13 protein-coding genes are annotated in these 15,029 nt (G+C 70.5%); 9 read left to right on the top strand and 4 right to left on the bottom strand.

Translation table 11 applies throughout. The features are described 5' to 3' along the window. Positions 1–66 precede the first annotated feature (66 nt). Positions 67–1,701 carry a penicillin-binding transpeptidase domain-containing protein gene (locus tag ACQPYK_RS20175; RefSeq protein WP_433257351.1) on the top strand — a complete coding sequence of 545 codons (1,635 nt, stop codon included), beginning with the start codon at positions 67–69 and terminating at the stop codon, positions 1,699–1,701. A 156-nt stretch (positions 1,702–1,857) separates the two neighbouring features. Here ACQPYK_RS20175 and ACQPYK_RS20170 read toward each other — a convergent pair whose 3' ends face one another. Beyond that, the gene (locus ACQPYK_RS20170) at positions 1,858–2,142 is read right to left on the bottom strand and encodes a DUF3040 domain-containing protein (protein WP_433257349.1); all 285 of its coding nucleotides are present in this window, start codon (positions 2,140–2,142) and stop codon (positions 1,858–1,860) included. A 566-nt stretch (positions 2,143–2,708) separates the two neighbouring features. Here ACQPYK_RS20170 and pqqA point away from each other — a divergent pair. The 5 genes from pqqA to ACQPYK_RS20145 all read left to right on the top strand — a co-directional run bounded on the left by pqqA (position 2,709) and on the right by ACQPYK_RS20145 (position 8,603). Further along, positions 2,709–2,864, top strand: coding sequence for a pyrroloquinoline quinone precursor peptide PqqA (gene pqqA, locus ACQPYK_RS20165; RefSeq protein WP_433257347.1), 156 nt, complete (start codon positions 2,709–2,711; stop codon positions 2,862–2,864). Between the two features lie 151 nt (positions 2,865–3,015). Beyond that, positions 3,016–3,708 (top strand): pyrroloquinoline-quinone synthase PqqC, encoded by a 693-nt coding sequence (pqqC, locus tag ACQPYK_RS20160; RefSeq protein WP_433257345.1) that lies wholly within the window; start codon positions 3,016–3,018, stop codon positions 3,706–3,708. Next, positions 3,705–3,968: a pyrroloquinoline quinone biosynthesis peptide chaperone PqqD gene (gene pqqD, locus ACQPYK_RS20155; RefSeq protein WP_433257343.1), complete on the top strand. Its 264-nt coding sequence runs from the start codon at positions 3,705–3,707 to the stop codon at positions 3,966–3,968. Before pqqC ends, pqqD begins: the two co-directional genes overlap by 4 nt. Next, positions 3,965–5,098, top strand: a complete 1,134-nt coding sequence (pqqE, locus tag ACQPYK_RS20150) for a pyrroloquinoline quinone biosynthesis protein PqqE (protein ID WP_433257341.1) — start codon at positions 3,965–3,967, stop codon at positions 5,096–5,098. Before pqqD ends, pqqE begins: the two co-directional genes overlap by 4 nt. A 319-nt stretch (positions 5,099–5,417) precedes the next feature. Next, on the top strand, positions 5,418–8,603 hold the full coding sequence (locus tag ACQPYK_RS20145) for a S41 family peptidase (RefSeq protein WP_433257339.1): 3,186 nt from the start codon (positions 5,418–5,420) through the stop codon (positions 8,601–8,603). Positions 8,604–8,664: 61 nt separating this feature from the next. Here ACQPYK_RS20145 and ACQPYK_RS20140 read toward each other — a convergent pair whose 3' ends face one another. Beyond that, positions 8,665–9,618: a helix-turn-helix transcriptional regulator gene (locus ACQPYK_RS20140; RefSeq protein ID WP_433257337.1), complete on the bottom strand. Its 954-nt coding sequence runs from the start codon at positions 9,616–9,618 to the stop codon at positions 8,665–8,667. Positions 9,619–9,696: 78 nt separating this feature from the next. Here ACQPYK_RS20140 and ACQPYK_RS20135 point away from each other — a divergent pair, with 78 nt between their 5' ends. Both ACQPYK_RS20135 and ACQPYK_RS20130 read left to right on the top strand, forming a co-directional pair. Beyond that, entirely contained in the window at positions 9,697–10,443 is a 747-nt protein-coding gene (locus ACQPYK_RS20135; protein ID WP_433257335.1) for an alpha/beta fold hydrolase, read from the top strand. A 192-nt stretch (positions 10,444–10,635) separates the two neighbouring features. After that, positions 10,636–11,046: a peptidase inhibitor family I36 protein gene (locus ACQPYK_RS20130; protein ID WP_433257333.1), complete on the top strand. Its 411-nt coding sequence runs from the start codon at positions 10,636–10,638 to the stop codon at positions 11,044–11,046. A 112-nt stretch (positions 11,047–11,158) separates the two neighbouring features. Here ACQPYK_RS20130 and ACQPYK_RS20125 read toward each other — a convergent pair whose 3' ends face one another. Then, positions 11,159–12,010: a GDSL-type esterase/lipase family protein gene (locus ACQPYK_RS20125; RefSeq protein WP_433257331.1), complete on the bottom strand. Its 852-nt coding sequence runs from the start codon at positions 12,008–12,010 to the stop codon at positions 11,159–11,161. 179 nt (positions 12,011–12,189) lie between these two features. Here ACQPYK_RS20125 and ACQPYK_RS20120 point away from each other — a divergent pair, with 179 nt between their 5' ends. Beyond that, complete coding sequence (locus tag ACQPYK_RS20120; RefSeq protein ID WP_433257329.1) at positions 12,190–13,419, top strand: isochorismate synthase; 1,230 nt, start codon at positions 12,190–12,192, stop codon at positions 13,417–13,419. Between the two features lie 121 nt (positions 13,420–13,540). Here the strand turns inward: ACQPYK_RS20120 and ACQPYK_RS20115 are convergent, their stop codons facing one another. After that, positions 13,541–14,854, bottom strand: coding sequence for a trypsin-like peptidase domain-containing protein (locus tag ACQPYK_RS20115; RefSeq protein WP_433257327.1), 1,314 nt, complete (start codon positions 14,852–14,854; stop codon positions 13,541–13,543). Positions 14,855–15,029 lie beyond the last annotated feature (175 nt).

Below are 15,029 nucleotides of genomic sequence, written 5' to 3'. Positions count from 1 at the left end.
CGGGATGCGTCGCGGCGACCACGCTAAGCTGCGGCCCTAGGGGCCGCAGAGACTGGGGGTAGTCAGGTGCCGCGTGGCAAGACGATCGCGATCACATCGGTAGCCGTCGTGCTGGTGGCGGGGGCCGCCGGGGGTGGCGCGTGGTGGGTACTGCACACCCGGGGCACTCCCAAGGAGACCGCGCAGCGCTTCACCCAGGCCTGGCAGCGGGGCGATCTGGCCGCCATGCGCGCCGAACTGGGGGCGACCGACCCCGCCTTCGGCAAGACGTACGAGGACATGCGCAAGAACCTCGCGATCGAGGGCACCGCGGTGCGGCTGGACTCGGTACGCGAGACCGGTGACGGCGTCGGCCAGGCCGCCTACACCGCCACGCTGAAGCTGAAGAACGTCGGCGAGTGGAGTTACACCGGCGCCCTCGACCTCGCGGTCGTCGACCACCACTGGCGGGTCAAGTGGTCGCCCAAGGCCGTGCACCCCGGCATGACCGCAGGTGACGGGTTCGCGCTGAAGACCAGGTGGCCGGAGCGGGCGAAGGTCGTCGCCGCGGGCGGCGAACGCATCGACGGCGGTGACGTGGGCGGATCGGTGCAGCAGATCGTCGGATACCTCGACAAGGCCACCGCCAAGGACGTCAAGTCGCTCGGCTCCTCCTACAAGGTGGGCGACGCGATCGGCCGGGGCGGGTTGCAGCAGGCCTTCCAGCGACGTCTGGCGGGCACGCCCACCACCGAGATCCAGCTCGTCGGCGCCGACGGCAAGACCGCCAGGCCCGTCGGCAAGCTGGAGGGAAAGGGCGGCGAAGCGGTGGAGACCAGTCTGGATCTGCGGGTCCAGCGGGCCGCCGCCGACGCGGTGCGCGACCTCAAGCAGACCACCTCGCTGGTCGCGGTCAAGCCGTCCTCGGGTGAGATCCTCGCCGTGGTGAACAACCAGGGCGGCTTCAACCGCGCTCTGGAGGGCAACTACCCGCCCGGCTCGACCTTCAAGGCGATCACCGCCGTCGGGCTGCTGGCCGAGGGGATGGCCCCCGGCGACCGGGTCACCTGTCCCAAGGACGTCAAGGTCGGCGGTCTGCCGATCCGCAACTCCCACCACGCCGGATACGGCGCGGTGTCCTTCTCCGACTCCTTCGCCTACTCCTGCAACACCACCTTCGCCCCGTTGGCCAAGGAGAAGCTGGGCGCCGACAAGCTGCTGAGCACCGCGGAGCTGTTCGGTTTCAACAAACCGCTCAGCATCGGCGTCGAGCTGGGCACCAAGAGCAGCTTTCCCAGGGCCCAGAGCGACGCCGAACTCGCCGCGGAGTCCTTCGGCCAGGGTCGCATCACCGCCAGTCCGCTGCTGATGGCCTCGGTGGCCGCCGCGCTGGCCGACGGCAGCTGGCGCCCGCCGACACTGGTCCCCTCGGTCAAGCAGAAGCTGCAACCGCAGGCGCTGCCCGAGGGGGTCACATCCCCGATGCATCGGATGATGTCCGCGGTGGTCACCAAGGGCACCGCCAAGGACGCGGGCCTGCCGGCAGGCACCAGGGGGAAGACCGGCACCGCCGAGTACGGCCCGCAGGACGCGCTGAAGACCCACGCCTGGTTCATGGGCTTCCGCGGCGACCTGGCCTTCGCCGTCATCGTGGAGGAGGGCTCGGGTGGCGGCGCGGTCGCCGCCCCGGTGGCCGCCCGCTTCCTGCGTGGCCTGAGCTGATCCCGTACGGCGGCCCGAACCCGTCGTCGCCGGGACGTTCGCCTTCCGGCACCGTCGCGGGCAGCGACGCCCGGCTCGTCATCAGGGCCGGCCGCGGTGAGACCGCCGACGGCCGAAGGCGCCGCGCTCGGCGCGTCCCGGCCGCTCCAGCGTCCGCTACAGCGCGAGCGCGGCGGCCTCGTGGCGGAGCACCAGGATGAGCAGCGTGGCGATCAAAGTCGCGATCAGCACCCAGCTGACCATGATGATGACCGTCGACCGGCGCGGGCGTCGGGAGGAGCGCCCACCCTTCTTCCTCGCGTCACGCCTGCGACGGCCGTGCTCCTTGCGGTGGACACGCTCGTTGAACGATTCGAGCCGCGCCGCCAGCCGCGGGTCCTCGTCGATGAGGTGACGCTCGATTTGCAGCAGTAGTCGCTCCTCGTCTTGCGACCAGGCCATGCCGTACCTCCCCGGAACGCAAGGCGTGTGCGGATTTCCTGCCCAATCGTGAAGATCGTTATCCATTCCGAGGCCTGCGATTTACCGCTTCTTTTCGCGTCCGACGCCTGTTCCGCCGCCGGTGGGCGCGCTGTCGGCGATCCCGGCGCGTCCGCGATCCCGCCACGCCGCACCGCGCCGAAGGCCTCGCCCCTGGAGGAGATCACGTCAGGCGACCGTGACCCGGTGACCGTTTACGGCCGGCGCGGCACTGGCGCGGTCATCTCACTCGCCGGCCCTTCGCCTGCGTCCGCCTCGCCGAGTGGGACAACTATTCGGACATAAAACAAAAATTAGGTTGATATCTCCCATCTATGCGCCACATACCCCAAACCACCCCTCTCTCCGAACACCCTCAAACCCCCTTTTGTAATCACAAATAGCGACGATCACAAAGACTTAGCCATGCGCTCCAGCCCTTTTGAGGAATGTGCAGCAGCGCTCCCTTCCTTATGACCGGAATCGACCTATGCTCGTCATCGAGAGTCACAGAACGTGACATCTGACGCGGAAGGCAGGTACCGACCGTGGCCACTACACCGAAGACTTCCGACCAGAAGCGTCCACCTCGAACCCACGGCAAAAAGCCCAAGCTCAGGGGTGAGGAGACGACCTGGCACAGGCCCGACTACCGGATCGTCGAGGCCTCCATGGAGATGACGGCCTACTTCCTGACCAGGTGACAGAGCGCCGCTTGCGAGGTGGGCGATGCGTTTGCAGGTGCTCGGCACCGCAGCGGGCGGCGGCGTGCCCCGGTGGAACTGCGCGTGCCGCGGATGGGGTGCTGACCCGGCTCGGTGTCGAGGTGGCCGCCGCGGGAATGGAGATCCAGCCGTGAGCGCCGCACCGTGGACACCCGCCGAGTTCGAGGCGCGCATGCGCGCCGTACCCGGCGACCGCTACCACGACCGGCATCCCTTCAACCTCCGGATGCACGCGGGCGAGCTGAGCCGGCGGGAGATCCGCGGCTGGATCCTCAACCGGTTCCACTACCAGCGGCACATACCGATCAAAGACGCGCTCATCCTGGCCAAGCTGGGGACGCCGGAGCTGCGCCGGATGTGGATCCGCCGGATCCGCGACCAGGACGGGACGCGGAACGGCCAGGGAGGCATCGAACGGTGGCTGCGCCTGGGCAGGGCGGCGGGCCTGGACCGCGGGCTGCTGCTGTCCGGCGAGGGGGTGCTCGCCGGTGTACGGCTGGCGGTCGAGGGCTACGTCAACCTGTGCCGCCTCGGCTCCCCGCTGGAGGCCGTCGCCGCGTCGCTGACCGAGCTGTTCGCCCCGGATCTGATGCGCGTGCGCATCGACGCATTCGAGCGCCACTACCACTGGGTGGCCCCCGAAGGCCTCCGCTACTTCCGGGGGCGCATCGCCCAGGGCGGCCAGGACGGCGGCGAGGCGCTCGGCCTGGTCCTGGAGTGGGCGCGTGACCGCGCCGACCAGGAGAAGGCCGTTGCGGCGCTGAGGTACAAGTGCGACGTGCTGTGGTCGCTGCTCGACGCGGTGGAGCGGGAGTATCGATGAGCGGCCCGGCCTGGCGCCCCGAACTCGCCTCCTCGATCATGTTCCGGCATGACGGCGTGCGCGGCACCGACCTGCTGGTCATGCCCGAGAAGGTCGTGGTGCTCAACGACCAGGCGGCCGCCGTCATCCGCCTGTGCGACGGCAGCCGGACCGTCACCGAGATCGTCGGTGAGCTGAGCGCCCGCTTTCCCACGGCCCCCGTCGCCGACGACGTGCCCGCCTTCCTGCACCGGGTCCGGCGAGAGGGGTGGCTCAGATGAGCGTCGAGGCGCCGTGGGCGATGCTGGCAGAGCTCACACACGCCTGCCCGCTCCACTGCCCCTACTGTTCCAATCCCCTGGAACTGATCGGCCGTTCCGGCGAGCTCGGCACCGGGGAATGGGCGCGGGTGATGGAGGAGGCCGCCGCCCTGGGCGTCGTGCACGCCCATCTGTCCGGCGGCGAGCCGCTCCTGCGCGCCGACCTGGCCGCGATCGTGGCCGCGGCCGAACGGGCCGGAATCTACACCCAGCTCGTCACCAGCGGCGTCGGGCTCCACCGTTCCCGGCTGGACGAACTGGCCGGCTCGGGCCTGCGCAGTGTCCAGCTCTCGGTACAGGACGCCGTGGCCGAGACGTCGGACCGCATCGCGGGGAGCCGGTCGTTCGCAGCCAAGGAGCGGGCCGCCGGACTGGTGCGCGAGAGCGGCCTGCCGTTCGGTCTCAACGTCGTACTGCACCGGCACAACCTCGACTCCGTCGAGGAGATCATCGCACTGGGCGTCGCGTGGGGCGCCGAACGCATCGAGCTGGCCAACACCCAGTTCTACGGCTGGGCCCTGCGCAACCGCGACGCCCTGCTGCCGACGCGCGACCAGCTCCGGCGCGCGGAGGAGAAGGTTCGCCTGTGGCGGGACCGGCTGGCGGGAGGGGTCCGGCTCGTCTGGGTCGTCCCCGACTACTTCGAGGGCGTCCCGAAGCCCTGTATGGGCGGGTGGGGGGCGATCTCCCTGACCGTCGCGCCGGACGGCGGGGTGCTTCCCTGCCCGGGCGCCTACGCCCTGCCGGACCTGGTGCCGCCCAACGTCCGGGAGCGTTCCCTGCGGTGGATCTGGGAGGAGTCGGCGGCGTTCAACGCCTACCGGGGAACGGCGTGGATGAGCGAGCCGTGCGCCGGCTGCCCGCGTCGCGACATCGACTTCGGCGGATGCCGCTGCCAGGCCTACGCGATCACCGGCCGGGCGGCCCGTACCGACCCGGCCTGCGCGCTGTCACCCGATCATCACCTCATCCGCGAGCTGACCGGGAATCCGGCGGCGGAGAAGGCACCGTCCGAAAAGGCACCGTCCGGCAAGGCGCCTTTCGACTACCGGCGGCCGCCCGTCCGGCACGGGAGAGCCGGCCGACCGTGAGTCGCGTCCCCGCCCGTTTCCGGCGCCCACCCGGCCGGCGGCACAGGGACGAGAACGTGTACGCGACGGCCGCGGCCACCGGGGCCGTCAGATGGGGCTTGGCCGGCGGTGACCCCGGGATCGGGCGGTGACGCGCGAGGCACACCACGAAGTGTGGGTACCTAATCCCATAAAGGGCACTAACTACCTCTATATCGGAAATGGGGGCATTACTGCGCTCGGCGTACCAGGGGAACGCATCGGGGCGCCATGACCGTGAAATCATGATCAGGCGACCGGAGCGAGCCCCCACCCGGTCACCCGATCATGGAGTGACACCATGTCCGCCTACCTGCGATTCCCGACCGTCTTCGGCGACACGGTCGTCTTCGCCGCCGAAGACGACCTGTGGACGGTGCCCGCCACCGGCGGGCGGGCCTTCCGGCTGACCGCCGGGGTCGCCGAGGCGGGTTACCCCCGCTTCTCCCCGCACGGCGACCAGATCGCCTTCGCCGGCCGCGAGGAAGGTCCGGAGGAGGTCTACGTGATGCCCGCCGACGGCGGAGCGGCCCGGCGGGTCACCTATCACGGAGCCCGCTCCACCGTCACCGGCTGGGATCCCGACGGTGCCGTCCTGTACGCCAGCGACGACTCCCAGCCCTTCGAAGGGCGCAAATGGCTGCACCGGGTGCGGCCCGACGGCGTTCCTGAGCGCCTGCCGTACGGTCCGGCCAACTCCATCTCCTACGGCCCGCAGATCGTGCTCGGCCGCAACACCGCCGATCCGGCCCGCTGGAAGCGCTACCGGGGCGGCACCGTGGGCGACCTGTGGATCGGCACCGAGGAGTTCCGGCGGCTCATCGCCCTGCCGGGCAACCTGGCCTCACCCTGCTGGGCCGGAGAGCGGGTCTACTTCATCTCCGACCACGAGGGCGTCGGCAACGTCTACTCCTGCACCGCCGACGGCGACGACCTGTGCAGGCACTCCGACCACGCCGACTACTACGCCCGAAACCTGTCCGGTGACGGCCGCCGGCTGGTCTACCACGCCGGAGCCGAGCTCTACATGATCGAAAATGGGGAGTCGCACCACGTCGAGGTGTGCCTGCGCAGCTCCCGCACGCAGCGCAACCGGCGTTTCGCCCCGGCCGAGGACTTCCTCGACAGCGCCACACTCAACCCCGACGGCAGCGGCCTGGCCATCACCACCCGGGGCAAGGCGTTCTCCTTCGCCTCCTGGGAGGGCCCCGTCCGCCAGCACGGCGCGCTGTACGGCGTCCGCTACCGCATGCTGACCTGGTTGAACGACAACGAACGGCTCGTCGCGGCGGCCAGCGACGACGGTGACCGCGAGGTTCTGGTCGTGCTCACCGCCGACGGCAGCGCCGAACCGGTCCGGCTCGACCACCTCGACACCGGACGGGTCACCGCGTTGGAGGTCTCCCCCAAGGACGACATGGTCGCGATCGCCAACCACCGCAACGAACTGCTCGTGATCGACCTGGCCAAGAGCACGGTGACCGACGCCACGAGCGCGGTGGTCGACACCAGCAGGTTCGGCGGGATCGAAGACCTCGCCTGGTCCCCCGACGGCCGCTGGCTCGCCTACGCCTGCCGCGACACCGCGCAGACCATGGCCGTCAAACTGTGCCGGGTCGAGACCGGCGAGACCTTCCCCGCCACCCGCCCGGTGCTGTGGGACTCCTCCCCCGCCTTCGACCCCCGCGGCGACTACCTCTACTTCATCGGACAGCGCGTCTTCAACCCGGTCTACGACGAGCTCCAGTTCGACCTGGGGTTCCCGCTCGGCTCGCGTCCCTACGCCATCGGCCTGCGCGCCGACGTCCGCTCCCCCTTCGTCCCCGAGCCCCGACCGCTCAAGGACGACGATGACGACGACGATGACGGCGGGGACGGCGGAGACGACGGCGAGCAGGAGATCGAGGTGGTCATCGACCTGGACGGCATCCAGGACCGCGTCGTCGCCTTTCCCGTCCCCGAGGGACGCTACGACCGCATCGCCGGGATCAAGGGCAAGGCCGTCTACCTGACCTTTCCCGTCGAGGGCAGCCTCGGCGACGACTACGCCGACTCCTCCGACGGCGCGCTGCACGTCTACGACTTCGCCGGCCAGAAGCAGGAGACGCTGGTCGGCGACGTCTCGGGGTTCCAGCTCGGCCGCGATGGCGTCACGCTGCTCTACCAGGCGGGGAGGCGGCTACGGATGATCAAGGCGGGCGAGGAACCCGAGGACGACGACACGCCGAGCCGCGGCAGCGGATGGATCGACCTGTCACGGGTCAAGGTGTCCATCCGCCCGGAGGCCGAGTGGCGGCAGATGTTCCGCGAGGCCTGGCGGCTGCAGCGGGAGAACTTCTGGGCCCAGGACATGGCCGGAATCGACTGGGAAGGCGCCTACCGGCGTTACCTGCCGCTGGTGGACCGGGTCACCACCCGAGGGGAGTTCTCCGACCTGCTGTGGGAGCTGCTCGGCGAACTCGGCACCTCCCACGCCTATGAGAGCGGCGGCGCCTACCGCTCCCGGCCGCACTACCGGCAGGGCAAGCTCGGTGTCGACTGGTCTTTCGAGGACGGCCTCTACCGGATCGCCCGCATCGTCGGCGGCGACCGCTGGGATCCCGAGGCGACCTCGCCGCTCAACCGGCTCGGGGTGGACATACGGCCCGGCGACACCGTGCTGGCCGTCAACGGTCAGCCCGTCGGGCCGTCGGCGAGCCCGGACGAGCTCCTGGTCAACCAGGCCGACCAGGAGGTCCAGCTCACCGTCAGGCGCGGGGAGGACAAGCGGACTTTCGAGGTCAGGGCCATCGGCGACGAGCAGCCCGGCCGCTACCGCGACTGGGTGGAGGCCAACCGGGCCCACTGTCACGAACGCAGCGGCGGCCGGATCGGCTACCTGCACATCCCCGACATGGGCCCGGAGGGCTACTCCGAGTTCCACCGCGGCTTCCTCACCGAGTACGACCGCGAGGGCCTCATCGTGGACGTGCGCTTCAACGGCGGCGGCCACGTGTCGGCCCTGCTGCTGGAGAAGCTCGCCCGCCGCCGTCTCGGCTACAACTTCCCCCGCTGGGGCGTGCCCGAGCCCTACCCCGACGAATCCCCCCGCGGGCCGATGGTCGCGATCACCAACGAGTGGGCCGGCTCCGACGGCGACATCTTCAGCCACACCTTCAAGCTGCTGGGCCTGGGCCCGCTGATCGGCAAGCGCACCTGGGGCGGGGTGATCGGCATCTGGCCCCGGCACCAGCTCGCCGACGGCACGGTCACCACCCAGCCGGAGTTCTCCTTCGCCTTCGACGACGTGGGCTGGCGGGTGGAGAACTACGGCACCGATCCCGACATCGAGGTGGACATCACCCCGCAGGACTACGCCCGGGGCGTGGACACCCAGCTCGACAGGGCGATCGAGGTCGCACTGGAACGCCTGGTCGTCTCTCCTCCGCACACGCCCAACCCGGCCGACCGGCCGCGGATCGTCATCCCGCGCCTGCCGCCCCGCTGACAGGCCCGCGGCACCGCAGCCGGGGAGACCCGGCGGGCTCTCGCGGATTTCGGCGAGGTGGTCAGGGCCCGACCCCGGCCGCCTCGACGAGCCGTCCGGCCAGTGCCCTGATCTCCCCGCGCAGCTCGTCCGGTGTGATCACGGTGAACGGCCAGCCGAGTCCGGCGAGCATCTGGGCCATCCCGTCCAGTCGTTCGGCCCTCGTCTCCACCAGGACCCCGTCGTCGGTCTCGGTCAGAGTCGCCGTCGAGGCCGGGATCCTCCTGGCCGCCTCCTCCATCGTGGTGGCCAGCAGCACCTTCACCTCGTGCCGGTACGGCACCGCCGCCAGCGAACCGAGCACGTGCGCGACCGGGTCGAAGTCCGCCGGGACCTCGAAGGCGGTTCCGGTCCGTGCTGCGCTCGCCACCCGGTCGACCCGGAAGGTCCTCATCTCCCCGCTGGCATGGTCGAATCCGGCGACGTACCAGCGCCCGGAGTGGAAGACGATGCCGTAGGGGTCCAGGTCGCGTTCGGAGGAATCGCCCCGCCAGGACCGGTAGGCCAGCCGTACCGTGTGCCCGCGCCGGGCGGCGCCGGCGAGCGCGAGCAGCGGCCCGGCCTTCGGGGTGTTCACCGGCGCCGGAGTCCGGGTGTGCGCGAGGGTCTCCGACACCGCGTCGACGCGGTCGCGCAGCGCCTGCGGGAGCACTCGCTGGATCTTGGCCAGCGCGCTCTCGGTCGCCGCCTCCCCCACCGCGAGCCCGCTCCGCCGCCCGGCGAGCAGCCCCAGCATGACGGCCGTGGCCTCGTCATCGGTGAGCATCAGCGGCGGCAGCTTGAAGCCGGGCAGGAGCCGGTAGCCGCCGTAGCGGCCCCGTTCGGCCTCCACCGGGACCCCGATCTCGGCGAGCCGCACCGCGTAGCGGCGGACCGTGCGCTCGTCCACCTCCAGCCGGGCGGCGAGCTCCGGCCCGGTCAGGCCAGGCCTGGCCTGCAGTAGTTCCAGCAACGTGAGCACTCGGGTGACGGTCACCAAGGTCTCCTAAAATCAGGACTGATTCTGTCCGGATTCGATCATAGGGTGGTGTCAACCGATCAAGGAGAAAAACGAATGAGCACCTATGTCCTGGTCCCCGGTTTCTGGCTCGGCGCCTGGGCCTGGGAGAAGGTCGTTCCCCCGCTGCGCGAGGCCGGCCACGACGTCCACCCGGTCACTCTCACCGGGCTCGGCGACCGGGCGCACCTGGCCGGTCCCGGGGTCGACCTGGAGACGCACATCCAGGACATCGTCCACACGATCGTCTTCGCGGACCTGCACGACGTGATCCTCGTCGGCCACAGCGGCGCCAGCGGCGCCGTCACGGGCGCGGCCGACCGGATCCCCGAGCGCGTCGCCCGCCTCGTCTACCTCGACAGCGGCCCGACCGCGGACGGCATGACGTTCATGGACTTCAACGAGCCCGACCAGCGGGCGTTCATCGAGACGCGAGTCGCCGAACAGGGCGGCGGGGTGGAGTATCCGCTGCCGTCCTGGCAGGAGCAGGAGCAGGCCGGAGCGAGCCTGGAAGGCCTGGGCGAGGCCGAGCGCGCGTGGTTCGTCTCCCGCGCGACGCCCCAGCCGTACGGCACGATGACCCAGCCGCTGGCGCTGAAGGGCGGAGTGGACGGGCTGCCCAAGTCGCTCATCGCCTGCTCCATCCCACTGGAGCAGGTCCGTGAGATGGCCGCGGCCGGCCACCCCCTCTTCGAGGCGCTCGCCGGGCCGCAGTGGAGCTTCGAGAAGCTGCCCACCGGCCACTGGCCGATGTTCTCCGAGCCCGTGCGGACCGCGGCCGTCCTGGCCTCACTGGCGAGCTGAGACCGCACCGGAGGCGAGCGGGCGAGGAGGGCGAAGGGGAGAACCCTTGAGCCTCCTGCGCCCATGCCGGCTCACCGGCCCCGCCTTCACCACCCTCTCATCACCTCTAGTAACGATATAGTAACTTGAAGTGATGAGGGTGGCCGGGGGACCATCGGTCGGGCAAGCGCAACCCCGACCAGAGGACTCACCGTGATATCACCTGTCCACAAGGCGCGCCTCGCCGCCGTCGCCATCGTCGCCGCCCTCCTGTGCGCGGGATTCACCGCGCCCGCACGAGCGGAGCCGGGCTCTCCCGACCGGCGTTCCGAGCAGGCGGCACTCCGGCGCGCGGCCGAGCAGTGCGGTGCAGGACAGATCTGTTTCTGGTACTACCGAAACTTCAGCGGCACGCCGTGGCGGTGGACGCCCTCGAGCGGCTACCGCGACATGCCGTCCAACCTGCACGACCACGTCTACTCCTTCTACGCCAACGCCTCCGGCTGCTTCATCGACTGGGACCCGGCGGAGCGGCGCAGGGCAAACGCCGGTGACTACGCCAAGGCGTACGACACCAACTTCGGCAAGAGAATCGACGCGGTGGGCCTCACGAACATGTGCTGACCCTCGCGCGGACGCACGTGACGCCCCCGAGACCGGCCGCTGAGACAGGCCGCTGAACCCGGCCGCGCCCCTCATCCGATGGGCGCGGCCGCACCGTTCGCCGGCGGCGGCGTCAGGGTTGGGTCTGCAGCTCCCACACCGGCTCCTCGACCCAGTCGCGGATCGTCTGGAAGGTCCTCTGGGCGATCAGCTGCTGCCCGGCGGCGTTGGGATGGAAGAAGTCCCATTTGCTGACGTGGTTCAGGGTGAACCGGGTGTTGAACAGGGCGTTGCCGTCGAACCTGCAGGCCGGGCCGTAGGCGGCGCAGACCTTGGCCAGGGCGGCGTTGTAGGCGACCACCCTGGCACGCACCCGGTCGCGGCGGGCCCGGTCGGCCGCGGCGGTCGAGGTGGGCCTGGCCAGCATGGTCTGGCAGATCCGGCCGACCGACCAGAACCCGCGCGCCAGCAGGTCGTCCTTGCCGACCTGCCAGAGCCGCTTGAGGTCGGGGATGCTCGCCACGAACACCTTGCCGCCGGGCCGTCCGGTCCGAAACAGCTTCAGGGCCTCCGCCACCCGGCTCTGGTAGACCCCCACCGGGGTCATCCCCCGCTCCTCGGACACGCAGGCGTCCTGGGCGCCGATCAGAACCGTCACGTAGTCGGCGCGCTGCGCGACGGCCCGAGCCATCTGCGTGGCGAGGTCGGCGCTGGTCGCACCGGGGACGGCGAGGTTGACGTTGTGTCCGGCGATGCCGTCGTCCAGGTCGCGGAACCTGAGGTAGTGGCTTTGGACGGCCGTGCTGTCACCCGAGGTCCAGGAGCGCGAGACGCAGGGGGCGTACCAGCCGCAGGCGTTGAACCCGGCGCTGATCGAGTCGCCGACCGCGGCCATCACCACCGGCCGCCACGGCTCGACGGCGCTCGCCGCCGGCGGGATCGCGAAGGTGGCCGCGAGCACCACGACCCCTGTGAATGCTGTCACAGTCCGGCAAGCCATGGCACCTCCGCCTGAGAGATCAGTCTGCTTCGGATGTATCACCGCAGAACAGCGTGGCGCCCTTCATTGACCGAGTGCCTTGGTTTTCTTGACAGAGCGTGGCGAGCGTGCAGATTGGGGGACCCTCGCCGAACACGTTCAGTTTCCGGCATAGAGTGTTCCGGGTGAGTGTCGCGCTCGGATTAACACGTCCCCTCGTGGTGAGAACCACGCTCGTCGGCGACCCCGGCGACCTGCTCGCGCGACTTCCCAAAGCCGCCCCCTACGCCTGGATCAGGCACGGCGAGGGTCTGGTGGCCTGGGGAGAGGCCGTACGCGTGGCTGTGCCCCCCGGCCCCAGGCGTTTCGAGTGGGCACGCGACTGGTTGACGGCCACCTTCGGCGAGGCCCACGTCGACGACGACGTGGGCGCCCCCGGCTCGGGCCCGGTCGCGTTCGGTTCGTTCACCTTCGACCCGGACGCCCACGGCTCGGTTCTCGTCGTGCCGCAGGTCGTCCTCGCCCGCCGCAACGGCCGCGCCTGGCTGACCACCCTCGGCGAGGAGCGGCTGGACCTGGTCACCCCGCTTCGCGACCCCGGCAGGATCCGCTACGGCGACGGCAGTCTGACCGCTCCCGAGTGGGAGCACGCCGTGGCACGCGCCGTACGGCAGATCAGGTCGGGCCGCCTGGAGAAGGCCGTGCTCGCCCGCGACCTGACCGCCACGGCGGAGCGCGAGATCGACGTCCGCCTGCTGCTGTCGCGCCTGGCCCAGCGCTATCCGGCGTGTTACACCTTCTCCTGCGCCGGCCTGGTCGGCGCCACTCCCGAGCTGCTGGTGCGGCACACCGGTGAGACGATCGAGTCCCTGGTGCTGGCCGGCACGGTCTCCAGGGGCGCGGACCAGGCGGAGGACGAGGCGCGCGGTGCCGCTCTGTTCGCCTCCGACAAGGACCGTTACGAACACACCTGCGCGGTGGAGTCGGTCCGGGAGGCGCTGTCCCCGCTCTGCTCCGAGCTGAAGGTGCCCGAGGAGCCCGAGCTCCTGGTCCTGTCCAACGTCCAGCATCTGGCCAGCCCGGTGACCGGGCGGCTGTCGGCCGGGGCCTCGGTCCTCGACGTGGTCGCGGCCATGCACCCGACGGCCGCCGTCGGCGGCACGCCCACGGAGACGGCGCTCGACGTCATCCGCGAGCTGGAGGGCATGGATCGCGCCGGTTACGCCGGCCCGGTCGGCTGGATCGACGCCCGGGGCGACGGCGAGTGGGGCATCGCGCTGCGCTGCGCCCAGATCGAGGGGTCTCGGGCCCGCCTGTTCGCCGGCTGCGGCATCATGGGCGACTCCGACCCGGCCGCCGAGCTCGCCGAGGCCCAGGCCAAGCTCCGCGTCATGCAGTACGCCCTGGAAGGCTGAAGAACGCGCCGGCGGGGTGGACGCGTGTCCGGGGAGAATGCCCGGCGCGCCTCACCCCGTCGAGGACGAGCCGTCCGGGAGAGTCTCCTCTCCCGCATCCGGACGGCGGGCTCCTCGCTGATCACGAAGGCGATGGGCCGGGCCGCCCGGCCATCCGGCCGGCCGCCATGGCCCTGTACTCCTTGGCCTGCGGGTGTGCGGGCACCTGGGCGAGGACCGCGTCGAATCCTCTGACGGCCCCGGCGTAGTCCCCCGCCCAGTAGTCCTGCAGGGCGGTGCGGTACAGCCCGTCCACGGGGCCGAGACGGTTTCTCACCCCGCTGCGGCCGAGCAGCTCCCGGACGAGTGAGGAGGGCGAGGCGTAGTTGAACGGCTGCTCGTTGCGGGCCCTGTAGAAGAGCACGCCGATGACCTGGGCGGACGCCGTCTCGACGGCGGGCCCTCCGCTCATGCCGTTCGTCACGGCCGCGCTGATCTCGTAGAGGGGCAGCCCTCTGTTCACGCTCTTCGCGCTGACCTTTCCGTCCTTGTTGCTCGGTTCCAGCACCTGATCCGTCATCGAGAGCACCGGCCCGGGGTAACCGATCGCCAGCACGGGTGTTCCTATCTCGACCGCTGACTCGGGGGCGAGTTCGACGCTCGGCAGGTTCGTTCCCTCGATCTTCAGCAGCGCGAGGTCCCCCTCACTGGAGGGCTCGAACATGATCACGCGGGCGAACTCCGACCGGCCTCCCATGGGGCTCGGCGAGGCGGTGCCCGTCGTGGGAGCCTCACCCGGGGTGTCTCCGTTGAACAACGGACCGGCGATGGTCTGCCTGACCCGCACCTCCCTGTCCGGCGGCGTGCCCGCGACCTGTCCCTCGGCGACCCAGTTGCCGACGAGGTCCCGGTCCAGCTCGGCCCTGGTCTTCGGATTGCCGTTCGCCCGTTCCTGGTCTATCACCTCGTCGAAGAACGACCGCGTGATGCCCTCGATCCCGGGATCGACGCAATGGCCGGCGGTGACGAGATATCCGTCTGGATTCACGAAGAACCCGGTGCAGCCGCTCGTATCCTTGATGGGTTTGCTTCCCCAGAGCTGTCCGGTCGCCTCGTTCCGGAGATAGCCGGACCATCGGACCTCCACGAACACGATGGCGGGGCGGACCAGGGCCGACGCGCGTTCCTCGGCCGTGACCGGGGCGGGTCCTCGGCCGGGGAGCGAAGGAGCGGCGGAAGCCGGCGGGGACGGGGAGGGCGGCGGGGCGGTGGTGGAGCCGGAAGGGGCGGGGGAAGCCGGCGGAGCCGCAGGGGTGGCCGAGGTGATGGAGGTGGTGGATGTGGAAGTGGCAGGAGAGGCCGACGGGCCCTGGGAGACGGTGCCACTGCCGCAGCCGGACACGGCGAGCGCCAACGCGGCGGCCGTCCGGATCACCAGTTGCGAGAATCCATCCATCAGACGCGGCCTCCCCCTGGCCGGTTCGAACGACTTCCCCTTCCCCTCCCGCCTCACCGCCGGGCCGCAGGAAGCGTCGAGGCGGCAGTGGAAAGGGCGAAATACAGGTTTCGGGGATTCAAGAAGGTTTCCGTGGAGCGGGCGACACGACGGCGGCCGTCCGAGGGCCGTGCGC

The sequence above is a fragment of the Streptosporangium sp. CA-135522 genome, from assembly GCF_050949235.1.
Taxonomy (GTDB): domain Bacteria; phylum Actinomycetota; class Actinomycetes; order Streptosporangiales; family Streptosporangiaceae; genus Streptosporangium.
The sequence above is the reverse complement of the archived record's forward strand: the minus strand, read 5'-3'. Positions and strand labels throughout refer to the sequence as shown.

What these genes read in the sequence shown, in the direction of transcription:
- ACQPYK_RS20145 (WP_433257339.1), top strand. Translation starts at nt 5,418, where the DNA reads ATGTCCGCCTACCTGCGATTCCCGACCGTCTTCGGCGACACGGTCGTC.
- ACQPYK_RS20170 (WP_433257349.1), bottom strand. Translation starts at nt 2,142, where the DNA reads ATGGCCTGGTCGCAAGACGAGGAGCGACTACTGCTGCAAATCGAGCGT.
- pqqE (WP_433257341.1), top strand. Translation starts at nt 3,965, where the DNA reads ATGAGCGTCGAGGCGCCGTGGGCGATGCTGGCAGAGCTCACACACGCC.
- ACQPYK_RS20115 (WP_433257327.1), bottom strand. Translation starts at nt 14,854, where the DNA reads ATGGATGGATTCTCGCAACTGGTGATCCGGACGGCCGCCGCGTTGGCG.
- ACQPYK_RS20135 (WP_433257335.1), top strand. Translation starts at nt 9,697, where the DNA reads ATGAGCACCTATGTCCTGGTCCCCGGTTTCTGGCTCGGCGCCTGGGCC.
- pqqD (WP_433257343.1), top strand. Translation starts at nt 3,705, where the DNA reads ATGAGCGGCCCGGCCTGGCGCCCCGAACTCGCCTCCTCGATCATGTTC.